This is a genomic window from Methyloligella sp. GL2 (genome assembly GCF_013341275.1).
Classification (GTDB): Bacteria; Pseudomonadota; Alphaproteobacteria; order Rhizobiales; family Methyloligellaceae; genus Methyloligella.
The window spans coordinates 2,697,325-2,715,733 of sequence record NZ_CP054476.1; the positions used below are offsets into that span (position 1 = coordinate 2,697,325).

Genomic DNA, 18,409 nt, shown 5'->3' on the forward strand with positions numbered 1-18,409 from the left:
CCGCGTCCGGCTTCGACTTAACTCCGGCCCAACGCCTCGCCGACAAGGCCATCGCCGGTCTCGATCCGGCTACTCCAGGATTGCGCGACGCCGGCTCCAAGTATCGCGATCCAAGTCAAAGCGACCGCTTGTATTTGAAGGCTGAAATCGACAAAGGAATGAAGTCCGACAAGGACGGATCCGGCCACCGCGACCGCTGGCAGATAACCGCTTCGCTGCCGCGTCGTTGCCCCCCGGAGGCACAGAAATACGAGAAAAACCACGGCGCCGATCAGACAAGCCGCCATCGGCACGCCCAATCCCTGGAGCAACTCCAGATAAGTATCATGCGCCTTGTCCCATATGTCCCATGGGCTCATTGAAGTATCCCGATACATGGGAAAAATATCTTCGAAAGTACCATACCCCATGCCCAGTATGGGCGCGTCGCCGACCGATTGCCAAGTAATAGCGTAGACGGCGGTCCGGCCAGCGGCATTTACTCGGCTGAGCCGGTCGAAGAACAGGTCGCCATATATCAATACCGTGGCGACGACGACGGCGGCCGCGGCAAGCACCAACAGACCGGCAAACCGGCCATGCTTCCGGCCGCCCAGCAGCAAGAGGCCCGAAAGCGCCATAAGCCCGGCGAGGGAGGAGACGATCCCGGCCCGCGATCCGGTCAGGATCAGCGCGACACCGATGGTGAAAAAGGCGACGAGCAGAAATCCGCCCCAGCCGGCGGTGGTCTCGATCGCGCTGCCCAGCTGAAAGCGCCAATTGTCGGCAACCCGCGCGGTCGCTCGGCGATATGTGGAGATTATCGTTCCAAGACAAGCGATTAACGCGAGGCCGAAATAGGTGGCCGCGTTGTTGCGGTTGATGAATGTCGCGGTGACCGATTCCTTATAGTAGAGCTTCGGATACCAAAGGATCCGGTCTGGAAGCAGGAAATGCGCGATCAGACCATAGCCGGCATAGACGAAGCCGATCAGCGCGACCGCTTGCAGAAACTTGGATGCGCGCCACGGATTGCGGCAAAGCTGAAGCGCCAGCCAGAATACGGCGGCGGCGGTCAGCAAGCGCAAGCCGGCCTCCCAAGTATGTTGCGGATTGACGGTGATGCGGCCTTCGACATCGTGGCCGAGTGCATCGGCCGCCATGCCCCATAGCGGATGGTGCCAGGATTGCGGGGTGAAGCCGCTGAGCTGCACGCCGATCCAAATCACCACGGCGAGGAAGGCAAGCGCCGGCAGCCAGAGGCGCTTCAGGGCAACCGGGTGCGCCATGCCGCGGAAGATCAGCGAACCTTCATAGGCGACAAGCAGCGCGCCGAAATAGAGCGCGTTACCGCCCCAGGCGACGGGGCGGTTGCTGCCGAACCAGAACGGCGCGGCCGCGATGCCCAGCAGAAGCAGGCCGAAGAAGATCTCGTCGATGCGCGAGGCAGCCCGGTGCTTGAGCGGATCTATTCCGCTTTGAAGCGCCGAAAACTCAGTCGGGATCGCCTCGGTGCTAGCCACTGGAAATCGCCCTTCGGCTGGGGCCTGAAAGGCAAATGGCGGAAAGCTTCCGAGTGGCGTAGGCGCCGGTATCCACATTGATGCGGTGGCGGCCGATATAGACCTCCTCGCCCGGCGTATGGCCGTGCACGATGGTCTTTTCGAAGGGCCCGTCGAAATTCAGGAACTCCTCGCGGATCCACATCAGATCGCGAGGGTCTTGCCGGTCGAGCGGAACGCCGGGCCTCACGCCGGCATGGCAGAAGAAATATTCGCCGCTCTCGGCCGAGGGCTGCAGATGCTGGAAAAAGCGCAAGTGGCTCTGCGGCAACCGCTCGACGAAGGCATCGCGCGCGGCCGCGAACCCGCGGCCGATCCGGACCTCTTTCACGTCCACGCCATAGGATGTCAGCGTCTCTAATCCCCCGAAATAACGCCACTGATCGACTATCTCGGGCTCAAGTAGAAAACGCAACAGGGTCTGCTCGTGATTTCCGGCGAGAAACGTCGCCGGCGCCGGCAGATCGGAGGTTAGCAGGTCCAGGACGGCCTTGGAGTCAGTCCCCCGATCGACGTAATCGCCGAGAAAGACCAGGTGCGCCATCTCCGGATCTTGCACGTTCCCCTTGATATCATTGTCGATTTTCGACAGCAGATCGAGGAGGGGCAGCCGCATCCCGTGGATGTCGCCGACGGCATAGATGCGCCGATCATCGGGAATAGAGATGCTCACGAATAGTCGCTCTTGCTGGCGGTTGCGGCTGTGCACAACGACTTGGGTGTCGTGCCTTCGCCGACGCTAACTGAGTCGGGGCACTTAATCAGGCCTCTGAAGATATTAGATAATATCCGCCGGTTCTGACGAGCCGGTGTCGCAGGCACTGGAGATAAGTCATTGATCGTGCCTATCGGCTTCGATACGGCTCTGGCATGGCTCTCGTCGCGGAACGTTTCGCGCCCTCCCCGACCGGCGCATTGCATCTGGGGCATGCGTTTTCGGCATTGACCGCCTGGGAGGCCGCGCGCGCGGCGGGCGGTAGATTTCTACTGCGCATGGAAGACCTCGACACCGGCCGCAGCCGGCAAGATTTCGCCGATGCGATCATGGCCGATCTGCGCATGCTGGGCATAAGCTGGCCCGAACCGGTGCTGTATCAATCGAGCCGCACGGCAAGCTATGCCGCGGCAATCGATAAGCTCGCCGCACAAGGCCTGGTCTATCCCTGCTTCTGTACCCGGGCCGAGATCCAAGCGGCGGCCGGCGCGCCGCAAGAGGGCGCGGAGATGGGGCCGCCCTATCCCGGCATTTGCCGCGGCCGGCCGTTTCAGCCAGACGACAAGCCTCACGCACTTCGCCTCGATATCGCCAAGGCGATTGCCGCGCTCGGCGGAGCGGCGGCAGTGTGTAGGCTTTCGTTTGACGAGATCGGCGAAGGTCCCAATGGCGAGCAAGGCCGGATCGCCCTCGACCCGGAGCAACTGATCGGACAGATCGGCGACGTGGTGCTGCAGCGGAAGGACGGCGCCATCGCCTATCATCTGGCCGTGGTGCTCGACGATGCGTTTCAGGGCGTGACCCATGTGACGCGGGGGCAAGACCTATTCCCCTCCACCCCGCTGCACCGGCTGCTGCAGGCCTTGCTGGACAAGCCGACACCGATCTACCGGCATCATCGCCTGATCCGCGACGAGATGGGGCGGCGCCTCGCCACGCGGGACCGGGATCTTTCGCTCGCCACTTTGCGCGAAGCCGGCGCCACCGCCGCCGATATCCGCGCACGTGTGGGATTGTAGGGACCGCGCCCTGGCCCGGCCGCCTCATTGTCGTGGCAAGGTCATGCTAACGGATTGTGGCGTTTGATTTTCCCCGAAGCTGCTCAGCAGCCGCTGGCAGCGTAAAGATCGTTCAGAAACCAGCGGGACTTGGAAATGACGTCTACCCTTCAAATCAGCTACCGCGATATCGAACCGTCCGAGGCGATCGAAAGCAGAATCGCCGAGCATGCCGCAAAGCTCGACGCGTTTTTTAGCCGGAGCCTCGTCTACGACATCGTGGTGGAGATGCCGCACCGGCACCACGAAAAGGGCAATCTCTACAATGTGCGTATTCACATCAGCATGCCGGGGCGCGATGTGAACGTGGACCATGCCGGACGGCAGGATCACGCGCATGAGGACATCAATGTCGCCATCCGGGACGCTTTCGATGCGGCGCGACGCCAGCTTCAGGACCGCGTCCGGGAGATGGAGGGAGACGTGAAGCAGCACTCGAAAGCCGCACCGCCGCAATCCGAGGAGCGTTAGGCGTCCGAACTCGCCGGGCTTCGGCTTCGTTCAGCGCAGTGGCTCCGCTTAGACCCCGCCGCGTGAAGAGAGACGTTTCTCCGCCTCGGCGATATCCCCTCTCCGGTCGACATCGATCAACATGCCGGCGGGTGGCTGCAAGCTGGTGAGCTGCGGCTCGCCTGCGAGCAGCTTGGCCGCGCCATGATCGCCCTCAAGCCGGCCAAGCGCCGGAAACAGGCGGCTGGGAAACAGCGCCGGCGCGCCGTGCCGCCCGCCGGGATAGACCGTCGCGGCCGGCACAGGCGCGGCAGCCAGTTCACGCAGAAAATCCGGATCGAGCAGCGGCATATCGGCCAGAAGCAGCAGCATGGTCCCGGCCTGCCTGGCGGAGGCTTCGGCCGCCGCAAGCCTCAAGGACGCGCTCAGCCCGGCCGCGGGCTTGGGATTTTGCAGCAAAGCCCAATCGGGCCAGTCGGCGAGAAAGCTTGGCGGGGTCGGCCCGACGACCACGGCGCCCGGCGCCAGCCCCGCATCGGCGACGGCTTGCAGCACCCAACTGCCCAGCGGGCGCCCGGCACAGCTTGCGTCGAGCTTCGATGCGCCGAAGCGGCTAGCACGCCCGGCGGCAAGAACGGTTATGAAGGGTGCGGCGTTCATCAGTCGGGTCTTGGGCAGCTCCTCGATCCGGCATGGCCTGGCACGATACCGCCTTGTTGTAGCAGTCGACGAGCTGGGCCATCACCGACAAAGCCAAGCTCTGCGGGTCGCGGGCCGACGGGATAAGCCCGATCGGGCCGGTCACCCTGTTTAGCGCATCTTCCGCCACGCCCCGTAAGCGCAGTGCCTCGAGACGGTTCGCATGGGTCTTTCGGCTGCCCATGGCGCCGACGAAAAGCGCCGGCTGGCGCAAAATCTGCGGCAGGAGACCCAGCTCCCAGTCGTGATCGTGAAACAGCATAACCACCGCAGTCTGGCGATCGATGGAAAACCCGATATCGCTATCGGGCATCTGAAGATGGTGCCCCTTCCCTCCCATCTCGGCGGCAAGCGCCACCAGATCCTCGTCCGGGCTTGCCAGACAGATTTCCACGTCCAGCCCGGCCGCAAGACGCATCAACGAGAGCGCCTCTGCGTCCCGGCCGAAGATGCAAAGCCGCAAAGCCGGCAAATGGCGGACTTGAAATTTACCGCCCAGCCAGCCGGTGCCGGCATCGCTGCCGGTGCGCAGCGCCATGGCGCCATCGCGGCCGAGCGCCCAGACCAGGCTGGTGCGCTGCTGGTGCAAGCGCAGCGTCTCAGCGAGCAAGGCGCGCGGCGGATGCGGCGTGAAGGCCAAATCGATGCCGCCGCCGCAGGGAAGCCGGATATCGATGAAGCGCGAGCCTGCGCCGAAGCGGATTTCCTCGGCCCGGCCGCTCTCTATGACGCGGCGCGCCTCGGTGACGACCGCCGCTTCGATGCAGCCGCCGGAAACCGAGCCGACATAAGCGCCGGTCTCGCTTACCCCCATATGGGACCCGACCGCCCGCGGCGAACTGCCGATCACATCGGTGATGGTGACAAGCGCGGTGCGCTCGCCACGCTCGGCGGCATCAAGCAGAAAGCGCAAGAGACCGGAGAACGCGTTCATCGGGTGCCGCACCGATCCGGCGACCGGTCCCGCCTTGCGATCTGCGTATAATTTTTAGGCAGCTGTGGGCGACGCGGCAGGCAGAAAAGGGGCGCATGCCGGCTGGCCTTCGTCCCGGCAATCCCGATTTTTGGCGGTTTCGCGCGGAAAATACCGCCTTTCGATAGCTGGCACATTATTTGCTGTCTTTCTAACGTACTATCTATAGTATCTTAAGCACTCCTTGCACTGAAAGATGGAGGAAGAGTTTCGATGTCGCACCGCGTTTTCTGTCTTGCGGTTTGTATGTTCGCCCTGATGTTCGGGGTGGCGCAAGCTGCTGAAACGATCCCCGAGAAACCCGAGACCAACGAAGTCTCGATCGGCGTGCAGCCCTGGCTCGGCTATGGGCCCTGGTATATCGCCAAAGAGAAGGGCTTCTTTGCCGAGCATGGTCTCGACGATGTGAAGCTCGTCAATTTCAGCGAGCAAAAGGACATCAATGCCGCGCTGGTCTCCGGCGAGCTGGATGTGGCGAGCCTGCCCACCAACGCCGCGCTGCAGATGGCTCAGACCGGCCTGCCGCTGAAGATCGTGCTGCTGCTCGATTTCAGCCTGACCGCCGATTCCATCATCTCCAAGGATGTGGACTCGGTGAAGGACTTCAAAGGCAAGAAGGTCGCCTATGAGCTCGGCGCCACCAGCGACGTGCTGCTCAACTATGCGCTGGCGGCCAACGGCATGACCATCGACGACATCGAGGCCGTGCCGATGCCGGCAGCTCAGGCGGGTTCGGCGCTGATCGCCGGCCAGGTGCCGATCTCGGTCACCTACGAGCCTTATCTCACCGTTGCGATGGGTCAGGATGATGGCGTCAAGCTGATCTATTCGGCCGGCGAAAATCCGGGTCTGATCAGCGACGTTCTGGCGGCGCCCGACACCATGCTGGAAGAGAAGCCCGGCGTGATCCTGGCGCTGGTCGAATCCTGGAACGATGCGCTCGAGTATTACCGCGCGCATACCGATGAAGGCCGCGCCATCATCGCCAAGGCGGTCGGCGCAACGCCGGAAGAGCTGGAGACCGCTTTCGACGGCGTTCAGTTCTACTCGGTGCCCGAGAATGCCGAGCACCTGTCGAAGGAGTTCGCCGGCAAGACGCTGAAGGACGTGTCCGAGGCCAGCTATGCGGCGAAGATCCTGCCTGAGCCGTTCGATCCGGACGGCATGGTCGAGGTCGACTTCGTGGAAGCGGCCAACAAATGACGACAAGCTTGCCCAATCGGCAAGGCGTTGAGGCCGCCGCGTCCCAGAACGGGGCGCGGCGGCCGCGCCGTCGACTGATCGACATGACCGCGACGGTGGGCCGGGGACGCTTCATCGCCATCGCCGTCTTTTCGTTCTGCGTTATTCTGCTGGTCTGGTGGGGTGTGACGGAGGCCGAGCTGGTCCGCTCGCTATTCCTGCCCTCTCCGGCCAAGGTCGTCACCCGCCTCAGCGCGCTTGCCGCGAGCGGTGACCTTTGGACCGATCTGACGACGAGCCTGCTGCGAATCGCGATTGCCTTTGCGCTGTCCTGCGCCATCGCGATCCCGGGCGGTATCCTGATCGGCTCCTACCGGGTCTTGGACGCGATGTTCGAGCCGGTGATCGATTTCGTACGCTATATGCCGGTGGTGGCCTTCGTGCCGCTTTCCATCCTGTGGTTCGGAACCGGCGAATTTCAGAAATGGCTGATCATCTGGATCGGCACTTTCTTCCAACAAATTCTGATGGTCCAAGACTGCGTCAAGCGGGTGCCGCGCGACTTCGTCGATGTGGGACGCACGCTGGAAATGCCGGCTTGGAAAATTCTGATCAAGATCGTGCTGCCGGCCGCCGCGCCGGGCATTTGGGATGCGACGCGCATCTGCCTCGGCTGGGCCTGGTCCTGGCTGGTGCTGGCGGAGCTGGTCGCCGCGACCACGGGTCTGGGCTACCGCATCACCGTGGCGCAACGCTATTTCCAGACCGATACCATTATCGGCTACGTGCTCGTGCTCGGGTTTCTGGGGCTGCTTTCCGATCAGCTGATGAAGTTCCTCGCCAGCCGCATGTTCCGCTACCAGAAGGTGTCGCGATGACCGCCTATCCGAGACTGAAACTTGAGAACGTCACCAAGTATTTCGGCCAGGGCGCGAAGCGGATCAAAGCCGTCGACGATGTCAGCTTTACCCTGGCCGAGAACGAATTCGTCTCTCTGGTCGGGGCTTCGGGCTGCGGCAAGAGCACGATCTTGTCGATCATCGCCGGACTGCAAGACTGCGACGAGGGCGTGGTGCTGGTCGACGGTATGCCGATCTACGGACCCGGCCGCGACCGGGGCGTGGTGTTTCAAAGCTACAGCCTGATGCCGTGGCTCACCGCGCTGCAGAATGTCGAGTTCGCCCTGCATGCGGCCGGCATCCGCCGTAAAGAGGCCCGCGAGATCGCCCTTGAACATCTGAAGCTGGTGAAGCTTGAGAAGTTTCAGGACCGCTATCCGAGCGAGCTTTCCGGCGGCATGAAGCAGCGGGTCGCGATTGCGCGCGCCCTCTCCTATCGGCCGAAGATCCTGCTGATGGACGAACCGTTCGGGGCGCTCGATGCTTTGACACGCAGTCATATGCACGAGCTGCTGACGTCGATCTGGGAGGAGCACCGGTTGAGCGTGCTGTTCATCACCCATGATGTCGACGAAGCGGTGTTTCTGTCAGACCGGGTGATGGTGATGAGCAATCAGCCCGGCCGGATCAAGCTCACCGTTCCGATCACGTTGCCGCGGCCGCGCACGGCCGACACCATGACAACGGATGCGTTCCGGGACGCCCATTGGACGGTGCTCAGCGCCATCCGCGAAGAGTCGATGAAGATTGCTGACAAGGAGGGTATGGCAGCGTCATGAGTGTGCCTGATCTACTGAAATCCTACGATTTCATCGTTTGCGGCGGCGGCTGCTCCGGCGCGGTGGTCGCCGCGCGGCTCGCCGAGAGCGGCGATGCGACGGTTCTCGTGCTGGAAGCGGGCGGCGACGAGCGCATTCCGGAGATCGAGGACTCGACCATCTGGATGCGCAATATCGGATCGGAGCGCGACTGGCAGTTCACCGCCGAGGCGAGCCCCAGCCTGAACGGCCGGAAGGCGCCTTTGCCGATGGGCAAGGTGCTCGGCGGCGGCGCCAGCATCAACGGGCTGGTCTGGGCGCGCGGCCATAAGAACGATTTCGACAGCTGGGCCGAGGAAACCGGCGATCCGGGCTGGAATTACGAGTCCGCCGTGGAGCTCTATAAGCGCATCGAAGATTGGCAGGGGCCGAACCCCTCGGGTCTGCGCGGCAAAGGCGGCCCGATGTATATCACGCCGCCAAACGATCCGATTCCCGTCGCCCCGGCTTTGGTGGAAGGGGCCGCTTCGATCGGTATTCCGCCGGTCGACGATCTGAATGCCGAAGCGGTCGAGGGCGACGGCAATTGCGGCATCGCCAATATCAACGTCAAAGACGGCAATCTGCGGGTCTCAACGGCCGGCGCTTATTTGCGTCCGCAGATGGGCAATCCCAATCTCACCGTGCTGCTCGGCGCCGAGGTCGATCATCTGATCATCGAAGACGGACGGGCGACCGGCGTCGCCTTCAGCTATCAAGGCCAGTCGCTAACGGCCAATGCCAGCGGCGAGGTGATCCTCTCCTTGGGCGCGATCAACACGCCGAAGGTGCTGATGCTCTCGGGCATCGGCGACGAGGCGCAGCTTACGCGGCAGGGCATTGCGGTGCGGCAGCACCTCCCCGGCGTCGGCCAGAATCTGCAGGATCACATCCTGATGGCGGGCTGCGTCTGGGCCTATAACGAGCCCGAAGCACCGCGTAACAACTCCGCCGAGTTCACCTTCTTCTGGAAGAGCGATTCGTCGCTGAAGACGCCGGATCTGCAGCCGATCCTGGAAGAATGCGCCTTCGGCAGCGAGGTGACCCGGGAAGAGTACGACCTGCCGACCGATCCCTCCCTGACCTTCACCTTGGCGCCGGGACTGGTGCGCCCCGAGAGCCGCGGGCATATCGAGCTGACCGGGCCGAACGCCTCCGACCCGCTGAAGATCCACGCAAATCTGCTTAGCGATCCGGCCGATATGAAAGCCCTGACCCGGGCGGTCGAGCTTTGCCGCGAGATCGGCAATTCGCCGGCGCTGAAGCGCTTTGCGCAGAAGGAGATCATGCCGGGACCGCTGAAAGGCGATGCGCTGGAGACCTTCATCCGCAACGCCGCCGGCACCTATTTCCACGAGACCTGCACCGCCAAGATGGGCAAGGACGCGCTCTCGGTGGTGAGCGGTTCGCTGGAAGTCTACGGCATCAAAGGCCTGCGCATCGCCGATGGCTCGGTGATGCCGTCGGTCACCACCGGCAACACCATGGCGCCTTGCGTGCTGATCGGCGAACGCGCCGCGGACCTGATCAAGGCGGCACACGCCTAGGCCGCTTATGGCCCGGGCCGCGCACAGTCGCGGCCTGGGCATATTAGTATTGTCTTACTAATGATAGTATGTTTTCTTTGGCCTGTCGGATCGGCCCTCCCCGACTGGATCCGGAGGCCGCCGGCAGGCAAAGGAAACCGAATTTATGTCTGACATATCGAAACCCGTTATCGGCATCATCGGCGGCACCGGCAGTCTCGGCTCCGGGCTTGCGAAGGGCTGGGCGAGAGCCGGCCACCAGGTCATCATCGGATCGCGCGCCGCGGAAAAGGCGGCCTCTGCCGCGGCGGAGCTTGGCTTCGGCATCGAAGGCGACAGCAACTGGGCGGCGGCGGCGGCGAGCGATATCGTGGTGCTGACCGTGCCGTTCTCCAATCACGGCGCAATCCTCGGCGAGATCAAGCCGGCGGTGGACGGCAAGATCGTCGTCGATACCACCGTGCCGCTGGCGCCGCCGAAGGTCTCCAAGGTGCAATTGCCGGAGGGCGGCTCTGCCGCGTTGATTACCCAGCGTCTTCTCGGTGAGACTGTGCGGGTGGTTTCGGCGTTTCATACGCTGGGGGCCGCCAAGCTTCATGCGGGAGAACGTGCCGATTGCGATGTTCTGGTGTTCAGCGACGACAAAGGCGCACGCAATACCGTGATCGCGCTTGCCGAGCTGGTGGCGCGGCGCGGCATTGGCGGCGGCAGCCTGGCCAATTCGGCCGCCGCCGAGGCGATGACCTCGGTGCTGATCTGGATCAACCGCCAGTGCAAGATCACCGGCGCAGGCATCGCCGTTACCGGTCTCGAGGCGGCACAGCAGGCCTAACCATGCGCAAGCAGTTTCCGGAGGACTTGGTTCGATGAGCGGCGACGCCCTCTCCCATATCGGTCCCGGGCGCGTCGTTGCGCTATGCGGCGGTGTCGGCGGGGCCAAGCTGGCGCTGGGGCTGTACCGGCTTCTCGGCGAGGATCTCTCGGTGGTGGTCAATACCGGCGACGATTTCGAGCATCTGGGGCTGGCGATTTCTCCAGATGTCGACACCGTGCTCTATACGCTTTCGGAGCGCGCCGATAAGGAACGCGGCTGGGGCCGGGAGGCAGAATCCTGGAATTTCTTAGGGGCGCTGTCCGAGCTTGGCGGAGAGACCTGGTTTCAGCTCGGCGACAAGGATCTGGCGCTGCATGTCTTGCGCAGCGCGGCGCTGGCCCGCGGCGAGAGCCTTTCGGACATTGTCGCAAGCTTCGCGCAGCACTTTGGAATCAAAGCCAAAATCCTACCCATGTCGGACGATCCGATCCGCACCGTGGTCGAGACACCGGAAGGAAACCTCCCCTTCCAGCGCTACTTCGTTGAGGGGCGCTGCGAGGAAGAGGTGATCGGGGTGCGGTTCGACGGCGTCGACACGGCCTGCGTCTCCAAGCCGGTGATTGCCGCGCTGAAAGCGCCCGACCTCCGCGCCATCGTGATCTGCCCGTCCAATCCGTTCCTCAGCATCGATCCGATTCTGGCAACGCCCGGCATGCAGCATCTCATTCGCTCGGCGAAGGCGCCGGTGGTCGCGGTCTCGCCGCTGATCGGCGGGGCTGCGGTGAAAGGCCCGACCGCCAAGATCATGACCGAGCTGAAGGTGCCGGCAACGGTACAGGCGATCGCCGTTCACTATCGCGGCCTCATCGACGGGCTGGTGATCGATCAGGCGGATGCGGCACAGCGCGAAGATCTGGAGCTGCCCTGTTCGGTGAGCCATACGCTGATGACCACCGAGGAGGATCGGGTGCGTCTGGCGGGCGAGGTTCTGGATTTCGCCAATAAGCTCGCCCTCGAGGCCGAGGCGGCGCCACCGCGCGGAGCGGCGTCATGAGCAATTCCGCCGAGATACTGAAGACGCTGGACGGCACGCGGCTGAGCCGGGCCGAAGCCATCGCGCTTTGCGAGCTTACCGATCTGACGCCGCTGTTGGACGCAGCGGCGCGGCGGCGCGATTGCGCTCATGGCGAGATCGTCTCCTATTCCCGAAAAGTGTTCATCCCGCTCACCCAGCTTTGCCGGGATGTCTGCCATTACTGCACCTTCGCCCATCCGCCGAAAAAGGGGGAGCGGGCGTTTCTGAACGCCGAGCAGGTGCTGGGAATCGCCGAGGCGGGCCGCAAGGCGGGCTGCAAGGAGGCGCTGTTCACGCTCGGCGACAAGCCGGAGATGCGCTACCGGATCGCGCGCGAGGAGCTAGAGGCGCTCGGCCACGAGACGACGCTTAGCTATCTGGCGGAGATGGCGGCGCTGGTGCTGGAGAAGACCGGCCTATTGCCGCATATCAATCCGGGGCTGATGGACGACGCCGATCTCAGCAGCTTGCGTCAGGTTTCGGTCTCGCAAGGCATCATGCTGGAAAGCGCCTCGGAGCGGCTTTGCCAGAAGGACATGCCGCATTACGGCTCGCCCGATAAGCTGCCGGTAATGCGGGTCGACACCATCCGCCGTGCCGGCAAGCTGCGCATCCCCTTCACCTCCGGCATTCTGATCGGCATCGGCGAGACGCGGGAAGAGCGGATCGACGCGCTGCTCACCTTGCGCGATCTCGACGACGTCTACGGTCATATCCAGGAGATCATCGTCCAGAATTTCCGCCCCAAACCGGGCACCCGCATGGCGGACGTGCCGGCACCGAGCCTGGACGAGCATCTGTGGACCATTGCTGTGGCGCGGCTTTTGTTCGAGCCGTCGATGAATATCCAGGCCCCGCCCAATCTCAGCCCGGGCGAGCTTTCCGCGCTGGTCGCCGCGGGGATCAACGATTGGGGCGGCGTCTCGCCCGTCACACAGGATTTCGTCAATCCGGAAGCGCCCTGGCCGCATCTGACCAAGCTTGCGGAAGCGACCGCCGCTGCCGGCAAGCAGTTGACCGAACGTCTTGCGGTCTATCCGGCATTCGCGCGCGAGCCCAGCCGCTGGATCGACAAGAAGGTGCAGAAGCGCTTTCTCGATCTGATCGACGGCGAAGGGCGACCGCGCCATGAGAACTGGCGTGTCGGCGGTCTGGAAGCCGTGCCCGCCAGTGAGGCGGCGCGCATCGCCGCGCCCGCCCCGGCTGTGCTGCCGGGAGCTTTTCGCCCGATCCTGGCCAAGGCGGAAACCGGCGCAAGCCTGTCGGAAGCGGAAATCGTCACGCTGTTCGAAGCGCGGGGCGATGCCTTCACCGCGGTGTGCCGGGCGGCCGACGATATGCGCCGGGCGGTCAACGGCGACATCGCCAGCTTCGTCGTCACCCGCAATATCAACTACACCAATATCTGCGCCTTCAAATGCCAGTTCTGCGCCTTCTCCAAGGGGCGGGCCGGCGACACGCTGCGCGGCACGCCCTACGTGCTTGAGATGGACGAGGTGGCGCGCCGGGTGCGCGAGGCCTGGGCGCGGGGCGCCAGCGAAGTCTGCATGCAAGGCGGCATCCACCCCTCCTATACCGGCGAGACCTATCTGGAGATCTGCCGCACGGCGAAGCAAGCGGTGCCGGAGATGCATATCCATGCCTTCTCGCCGCTCGAGGTCTCCCATGGCGCGACGAGCTTAGGGCTCAGCGTGGCGGAGTTTCTGACAGCGCTGAAAGAGGCCGGGCTCAGCACCCTGCCGGGCACTGCGGCAGAGATCCTGGACGACGAGGTCCGGGCGATCCTGTGTCCCGATAAGCTCGACACCGAAGGCTGGCTGGACGTGGTGCGGACGGCGCATGGGCTCGGGCTTCGCACCACCTCGACCATCATGTTCGGCCATGTCGAGCGCTACGCGCATTGGGCGCGGCATTTGCTGCGCATCCGCAAGCTGCAGATGGAGACCGGCGGGATCACCGAGTTCGTGCCCCTGCCCTTCGTGCATATGGAAGCGCCGATCTATCTGCGCGGCGGCGCCCGTCCGGGACCGACCTTCCGGGAAGCCATCCTGATGCACGCCGTGGCGCGGCTGGTGCTCTATCCGCATATCGCCAATATCCAGGCGTCTTGGGTGAAGCTCGGCGAGGACGGCGTCAGCCACTGCCTCGATGCCGGGGCCAACGATCTTGGCGGCACGCTGATGGATGAGAGCATTTCCCGCTCCGCCGGCGCCTCCCATGGCCAGGAGATGACGCCTTCGCGCATGGAGGAGATCATCCTGGCGGCGGGCCGGCTGCCGCGGCAGCGCAATACGCTTTACGGCAAGCCGCCGCGGGCGCACCGCGCCGTGCCCGAGCTCATTCCCGCCGACCTCTGCCCGTCCGGCTGACATCCACAATTATCGCCGTCCCGACTGAGACCTAACGGCTCACAGGCTTGAACCAAATGCGTAATGTTTGCTAGTCTTACTAATCATAGTATGTTTATGGTCTCACACATTGCCGGGGCCGATGCGGCCCCCGCATCTCATCTCGGAATAGACCGGCCAGCCCATTCCATGCCGGTGGCTTGGGATCAAAGCATGGCCCGTGAAAGGATCAATCGTGCCGTCATCTGACGTGCAGTCTTACGCGACCCTCAGGGAGGATCTCGCCAAGCGGGATCGGAGCCTGCGCGAGAAGGTCGTATCGTTGGAAGAAGCGGCCGGGCTGGTGCGCGACGGCATGCAGGTCGGCATTGGCGGCTCGACCATGTCGCGCACGCCGATGGCGCTGATCTGGGAGCTGATCCGCCAGGGGCGCAAGCAGCTCTCCTGCTCGCGCTGCATCGTCTCCACCGACGGCGACCTGCTGTTCGGCGGAGGCGTGGCCGACGAGATCGTCACCAGCTGGTTCGCGCAAGGCATTCTGTGGGGCCTCTCCAAGGTGATGCGTCATCACGTCGAGGCCGGCGACAAGCGCTATCAGGAGTGGAGCCATCTGGCGATGGGCATGCGCTTCCGCGCCGGCGGGATGGGCGTTCCCTTCCTGCCGATCCGCTCGATGCTCGGCTCCGATTTGATGCCGCTGCGGCCTGAGGCGAAAGAATTCGACTGCCCGTTCACCGGCGAGAAGCTGCTGCTGGTGCCGGCGCTCAATCCCGATGTGGCGATCATCCATGTGCAGCGTTGCGACGCTTACGGCAATGCGCAGATCGACGGTCTGCAATTCATGGATATCGATCTGGCGCTGGCGGCGAACAGCGTGATCCTGACCACGGAGCGGATCGTCTCTAACGATCAGATCCGGCGCATGCCCGATCACACCAAGATTCCCTTCATGTGCGTCGATGCCGTGGTCGAGGTGCCCTACGGCGCCGCGCCACATGAATGCTACGGCCTGTACGAGCCGATGATGAAGCACATGGAGGCTTACGTGGCCCAAGTGAATGCCGATCCGGTGGAGGGCATGAAGGCCTATCTCGACCGCTTCGTATACGGGCCGAAAAACTGGACCGAATTTCTCTCGCTGATCGGCATGGAGGAAATCGTGGAGGCCAGCCGGCAAGGCCGGAGCATGTATAATGACTAGCAGCAACCGGTATACCGCTTCGGAGATTTTGACGGTTCTCAGCGCCCGCGCGCTGGAGAACGGGCAGCTGGTGTTTGCCGGGATCGGCATCCCGCTGCTGGCGGCGACATTGGCGCAGCGGCTGGGACGGCCGGGGCTGACCATCCTGTTCGAGGGCGGCGTCATCGGCGCTTTCGTCGAGCCGGGCAAGCTGCCGCCTTCGACCAACGACCAGCGTTGCACCAAGCGGGCCAATATGGTGCTGGGCAGCGCCGACGTGCTGCTTCTGTTGCAGCGCGGCTATGTCGATATCGGCTTCATGGGCGGCGCCCAGATCGACCAATACGGCAATCTGAATTCCTCCTTCATCGGCGACCCCGACGCGCCGAAGGTGCGCCTGCCGGGGTCCGGCGGCGGCAACGACATCTCCAGCCTGACCAACATGATCGTGGCCATGAAGCACGAGAAGCGCCGCTTCGTGGAGCAGGTCGATTTCATCACCAGCCCCGGCTACCTGCGCGGGCAGAACAGCCGCACTGATGCCGGGCTTCCGGCCGGCGGCGTGTTCCGGGTGATCACCGAGCTCGCCGTATTCGGCTTCGACGCGGAGACGCGCCGCATCAAGGTGCTGTCCCTCAATCCCGGCGTCACCGCGGAAGAAGTGCAGGACAATACCGGCTTCCCCCTCACTTTCGACGACGGCGTGACCGTCACCGAGCCGCCGACCAACGAAGAATTAGAAACGCTGAGGATGCTCGATCCGGAGCGCCTTTTCACAGCCTGACGAGACCCGAGGAACAGATGACCAGCCTAACCAAGACTTTCGGAATTGCTGCGCGCAATTTCACCGCCTATCCGGAAATGCCGGATGCCAAGGCCCTTGTCGATTACGGGGTGCATGCCGAAGAGCTGGGCTACGATTCCGTCTGGGTCTGGGACCATATCCTGCTCGGCGTCGATCCCAATTTCCCGATCATCGACTCCCTCACCGTCCTCACCGGCATCGCCGCGCGCACCAGCCGCATCAAGATGGGCACCGGCATTCTGGTGCTGACGCTGCGCAACCCGGTGGTGCTCGCCAAGCAGCTCGCCAGCATGGATCAGCTGTCCCGCGGCCGGCTGGTCATGGGCATGGCGGCCGGCTGGTATAAGCGCGAATTCGACGCCGTGGGCGTGCCGTTCGAGAAGCGCGGCAAGATCATGGACGAGAATCTGGAGATCATGAGCCGCCTGTGGACCGAGGAGAAGGTCAGCGGCGAATATCTCAATCACAATCTCCGCTCAGCGGTGATGTATCCCAAGCCCTATCAGAGCCCGCGCATGCCGATCCTGATCGGCGGCTATGTCGACCGCGTGCTGAAGCGGGCGGCGACCCGCGGCGATGGCTGGCTGACCTATTTCTACCAGCCGGAAGACTTCAAGCGGTCCTGGGACAAGATCCGCAACTTCGCCGAAGAGGCGGGCAAGGATCCCGACACGGTGCTCAACGCTTCGCAGCTGCCGATCATGGTGGGCGATTCCCGCGAGGCGGTGCACGACGAGATGATGGAATGGCTGAACGCGGAGTGGGACTTCCCCTCCCATAGCGATTGCTCGCGGGACAGCGCCATCATGGGCAACGTGGACGACTGCGTCGAGCAGCTGCAGGCGCATATCGATGCCGGCGTGCAGAAGATCATCTTCGTTCCCTACAAATACCGGCCCGATCAGGTCGAAGTCATCGCGCGCGAGATCATCCCGCGCCTCAAGGCCCTCTAGTTTTCCAGCCCTTCGGAGACAGTTCGCATGACCGATCCCAATCGCCAGAAGATTTTCGACACGATCGACGCCAACAAAGAGCAGGCCATCGAGCTGCTGCGCAAGATGGTGACGATCCCCAGCGTCACCGGCGACGAAGCCGCCATTCAGGCCTTTGTGGCCGAGTATATGCGGGGCATCGGCCTGGACGTCGATATGTGGGAGACCGATTGGGAAGAGCTGAAGAAGCATCCGGGCTATCGGCCGGTTGCGCGCGGCTATGAGGGACGGCCGAATATCGTCGCCACCTGGAAGGGCACCGGCGGCGGCCGCTCGCTGCTGCTCAACGGCCATACCGACGTGATCCCGGTGGGCGACGGCGAAGGCTGGAGCGACGATCCCTGGTCGGCCAGCATCCAGGACGGGCGTATCTACGGCCGCGGCTCCTGCGATATGAAGAGCGGCGTGGCGAGCCATATCCTCGCCGTGCAGTTTTTGAAGCAGCTCGGCCTGGCGCCCAAGGGCGACGTGATGATCAATGTGGTGATCGACGAGGAAGTCAGCGGTCACGGCACGCTGGATACGGTGATCCGCGGCTATACCGCCGATGCCGGCATCTCCGGCGAGACCAGCGATCTCGGCGTGCAGCCGGCCTGTATCGGCCGCATCTGGTTCGAGATCGAGATCCAGGGCAAGCCGGCCGGCATTCAGCAGCGCTATGAGGGCGTGAACGCCATCGAGCTCGGCTACAAGATCACCCAGGCGGTGGCGGAGCTGGAGGCCGAGCGCATCGCCACGGTGACCCATCCGCTCTATCCGAGCGCCATCGATTCCCTGCCGTGCATCATCGGCAGCTTCCAGGCCGGCACCTATCCGAGCGCCTTTCCGGCCACCTGCCTGTTGAAGGGCAGCATCGGCACAGTGCCGAGCGAGGATCACGAAGGCGTCAAGCAGAGCCTGGTCGACAAGGTGGCCGAGGCCGCCGCACAAGATCCTTGGATGAAGGACCATCCGCCGAAAGTGCGCTTCGTCGGCTATGACGCGGAGGCCTCGGAAATCCCGGTGGCCCATCCGATCGTGGACGCGGTGTCGCGCGCCTATACCGAGGTGACGGGCAAGGATCCGGTGATCAGCGGCCGCCAGGGCGCAGCGGATACCCGCTTCCTCAACAGCTACGGCGAGACGCCGACGGTGATCTTCGGCCCGGGCTCGACGGCGGTGATGCATTCGGACAATGAATATGTCTCGATCGAGGATTACATCACCGCGATCAAGGTTATGGCGCTGGCCATCTACGATTGGTGCCAAGTCGAAAGCGCCGAAGCCGAGAGCGCCTCAGGAGAGAGCGCTTAAGGCTGATCGAGATTAGATCGCACCCGGCGCATGCCGGGGCGGTAGCCTGCCGCTCGTAAGGA

At 63.6% G+C, this 18,409-nt stretch carries 17 protein-coding genes; 13 read left to right on the forward strand and 4 right to left on the reverse strand.

The window, feature by feature from the left end:
* Positions 1–17: 17 nt before the first annotated feature.
* Together HT051_RS12565 and HT051_RS12570 are read right to left on the reverse strand one after the other, a co-directional pair.
* On the reverse strand, positions 18–1,580 hold the full coding sequence (locus tag HT051_RS12565) for an O-antigen ligase (protein WP_174542355.1): 1,563 nt from the start codon (positions 1,578–1,580) through the stop codon (positions 18–20).
* The gene (locus tag HT051_RS12570; protein ID WP_246810083.1) at positions 1,495–2,214 is read right to left on the reverse strand and encodes a metallophosphoesterase family protein; all 720 of its coding nucleotides are present in this window, start codon (positions 2,212–2,214) and stop codon (positions 1,495–1,497) included. The genes HT051_RS12565 and HT051_RS12570 overlap by 86 nt, the downstream gene beginning before the upstream one ends.
* A gap of 197 nt (positions 2,215–2,411) precedes the next feature.
* Here HT051_RS12570 and gluQRS point away from each other — a divergent pair, with 197 nt between their 5' ends.
* Both gluQRS and HT051_RS12580 read left to right on the forward strand, forming a co-directional pair.
* Positions 2,412–3,275 carry a tRNA glutamyl-Q(34) synthetase GluQRS gene (gluQRS, locus tag HT051_RS12575; protein ID WP_174542356.1) on the forward strand — a complete coding sequence of 288 codons (864 nt, stop codon included), beginning with the start codon at positions 2,412–2,414 and terminating at the stop codon, positions 3,273–3,275.
* 135 nt (positions 3,276–3,410) lie between these two features.
* Positions 3,411–3,785 carry an HPF/RaiA family ribosome-associated protein gene (locus HT051_RS12580; protein WP_174542357.1) on the forward strand — a complete coding sequence of 125 codons (375 nt, stop codon included), beginning with the start codon at positions 3,411–3,413 and terminating at the stop codon, positions 3,783–3,785.
* Positions 3,786–3,833: 48 nt separating this feature from the next.
* On the opposite strand, the gene HT051_RS12585 is transcribed toward HT051_RS12580, so the two are convergent.
* Positions 3,834–4,424: an NTP transferase domain-containing protein gene (locus tag HT051_RS12585; RefSeq protein WP_174542358.1), complete on the reverse strand. Its 591-nt coding sequence runs from the start codon at positions 4,422–4,424 to the stop codon at positions 3,834–3,836.
* Positions 4,378–5,397, reverse strand: coding sequence for an XdhC family protein (locus HT051_RS12590; protein WP_174542359.1), 1,020 nt, complete (start codon positions 5,395–5,397; stop codon positions 4,378–4,380). Before HT051_RS12590 ends, HT051_RS12585 begins: the two co-directional genes overlap by 47 nt.
* A gap of 252 nt (positions 5,398–5,649) precedes the next feature.
* Between HT051_RS12590 and HT051_RS12595 the strand changes: the two genes are divergently transcribed.
* The 11 genes from HT051_RS12595 to HT051_RS12645 all read left to right on the forward strand — a co-directional run bounded on the left by HT051_RS12595 (position 5,650) and on the right by HT051_RS12645 (position 18,347).
* Positions 5,650–6,639 carry an ABC transporter substrate-binding protein gene (locus tag HT051_RS12595; protein WP_174542360.1) on the forward strand — a complete coding sequence of 330 codons (990 nt, stop codon included), beginning with the start codon at positions 5,650–5,652 and terminating at the stop codon, positions 6,637–6,639.
* A complete protein-coding gene (locus HT051_RS12600; RefSeq protein ID WP_174542361.1) occupies positions 6,636–7,496 on the forward strand; it encodes an ABC transporter permease in 861 nt (286 codons plus the stop codon). The genes HT051_RS12595 and HT051_RS12600 overlap by 4 nt, the downstream gene beginning before the upstream one ends.
* Positions 7,493–8,296, forward strand: coding sequence for an ABC transporter ATP-binding protein (locus tag HT051_RS12605; RefSeq protein WP_174542362.1), 804 nt, complete (start codon positions 7,493–7,495; stop codon positions 8,294–8,296). Before HT051_RS12600 ends, HT051_RS12605 begins: the two co-directional genes overlap by 4 nt.
* Positions 8,293–9,861, forward strand: a complete 1,569-nt coding sequence (locus HT051_RS12610) for a GMC family oxidoreductase (protein ID WP_174542363.1) — start codon at positions 8,293–8,295, stop codon at positions 9,859–9,861. The genes HT051_RS12605 and HT051_RS12610 overlap by 4 nt, the downstream gene beginning before the upstream one ends.
* Positions 9,862–10,006: 145 nt before the next feature.
* On the forward strand, positions 10,007–10,672 hold the full coding sequence (npdG, locus tag HT051_RS12615; RefSeq protein ID WP_174542364.1) for an NADPH-dependent F420 reductase: 666 nt from the start codon (positions 10,007–10,009) through the stop codon (positions 10,670–10,672).
* A gap of 34 nt (positions 10,673–10,706) precedes the next feature.
* A complete protein-coding gene (cofD, locus tag HT051_RS12620) occupies positions 10,707–11,708 on the forward strand; it encodes a 2-phospho-L-lactate transferase (protein ID WP_174542365.1) in 1,002 nt (333 codons plus the stop codon).
* A complete protein-coding gene (cofH, locus tag HT051_RS12625) occupies positions 11,705–14,098 on the forward strand; it encodes a 5-amino-6-(D-ribitylamino)uracil--L-tyrosine 4-hydroxyphenyl transferase CofH (RefSeq protein WP_174542366.1) in 2,394 nt (797 codons plus the stop codon). Before cofD ends, cofH begins: the two co-directional genes overlap by 4 nt.
* A 214-nt stretch (positions 14,099–14,312) precedes the next feature.
* Positions 14,313–15,278 carry a CoA transferase subunit A gene (locus HT051_RS12630; protein WP_174542367.1) on the forward strand — a complete coding sequence of 322 codons (966 nt, stop codon included), beginning with the start codon at positions 14,313–14,315 and terminating at the stop codon, positions 15,276–15,278.
* Positions 15,271–16,041: a CoA-transferase subunit beta gene (locus tag HT051_RS12635; RefSeq protein WP_174542368.1), complete on the forward strand. Its 771-nt coding sequence runs from the start codon at positions 15,271–15,273 to the stop codon at positions 16,039–16,041. The genes HT051_RS12630 and HT051_RS12635 overlap by 8 nt, the downstream gene beginning before the upstream one ends.
* A gap of 17 nt (positions 16,042–16,058) precedes the next feature.
* A complete protein-coding gene (locus HT051_RS12640) occupies positions 16,059–17,015 on the forward strand; it encodes an LLM class flavin-dependent oxidoreductase (RefSeq protein WP_174542369.1) in 957 nt (318 codons plus the stop codon).
* A gap of 27 nt (positions 17,016–17,042) precedes the next feature.
* Entirely contained in the window at positions 17,043–18,347 is a 1,305-nt protein-coding gene (locus tag HT051_RS12645; protein WP_174542370.1) for an ArgE/DapE family deacylase, read from the forward strand.
* Positions 18,348–18,409 lie beyond the last annotated feature (62 nt).

Bases quoted from the DNA above. Each gene is read 5' to 3' on its own strand.
- HT051_RS12565 (WP_174542355.1), bottom strand. From the start codon at position 1,580: ATGTGGATACCGGCGCCTACGCCACTCGGAAGCTTTCCGCCATTTGCC.
- gluQRS (WP_174542356.1), top strand. From the start codon at position 2,412: ATGGCTCTCGTCGCGGAACGTTTCGCGCCCTCCCCGACCGGCGCATTG.
- HT051_RS12580 (WP_174542357.1), top strand. From the start codon at position 3,411: ATGACGTCTACCCTTCAAATCAGCTACCGCGATATCGAACCGTCCGAG.
- HT051_RS12585 (WP_174542358.1), bottom strand. From the start codon at position 4,424: ATGAACGCCGCACCCTTCATAACCGTTCTTGCCGCCGGGCGTGCTAGC.
- HT051_RS12590 (WP_174542359.1), bottom strand. From the start codon at position 5,397: ATGAACGCGTTCTCCGGTCTCTTGCGCTTTCTGCTTGATGCCGCCGAG.
- HT051_RS12595 (WP_174542360.1), top strand. From the start codon at position 5,650: ATGTCGCACCGCGTTTTCTGTCTTGCGGTTTGTATGTTCGCCCTGATG.
- HT051_RS12600 (WP_174542361.1), top strand. From the start codon at position 6,636: ATGACGACAAGCTTGCCCAATCGGCAAGGCGTTGAGGCCGCCGCGTCC.
- HT051_RS12605 (WP_174542362.1), top strand. From the start codon at position 7,493: ATGACCGCCTATCCGAGACTGAAACTTGAGAACGTCACCAAGTATTTC.
- HT051_RS12610 (WP_174542363.1), top strand. From the start codon at position 8,293: ATGAGTGTGCCTGATCTACTGAAATCCTACGATTTCATCGTTTGCGGC.
- npdG (WP_174542364.1), top strand. From the start codon at position 10,007: ATGTCTGACATATCGAAACCCGTTATCGGCATCATCGGCGGCACCGGC.
- cofD (WP_174542365.1), top strand. From the start codon at position 10,707: ATGAGCGGCGACGCCCTCTCCCATATCGGTCCCGGGCGCGTCGTTGCG.
- cofH (WP_174542366.1), top strand. From the start codon at position 11,705: ATGAGCAATTCCGCCGAGATACTGAAGACGCTGGACGGCACGCGGCTG.
- HT051_RS12635 (WP_174542368.1), top strand. From the start codon at position 15,271: ATGACTAGCAGCAACCGGTATACCGCTTCGGAGATTTTGACGGTTCTC.
- HT051_RS12640 (WP_174542369.1), top strand. From the start codon at position 16,059: ATGACCAGCCTAACCAAGACTTTCGGAATTGCTGCGCGCAATTTCACC.
- HT051_RS12645 (WP_174542370.1), top strand. From the start codon at position 17,043: ATGACCGATCCCAATCGCCAGAAGATTTTCGACACGATCGACGCCAAC.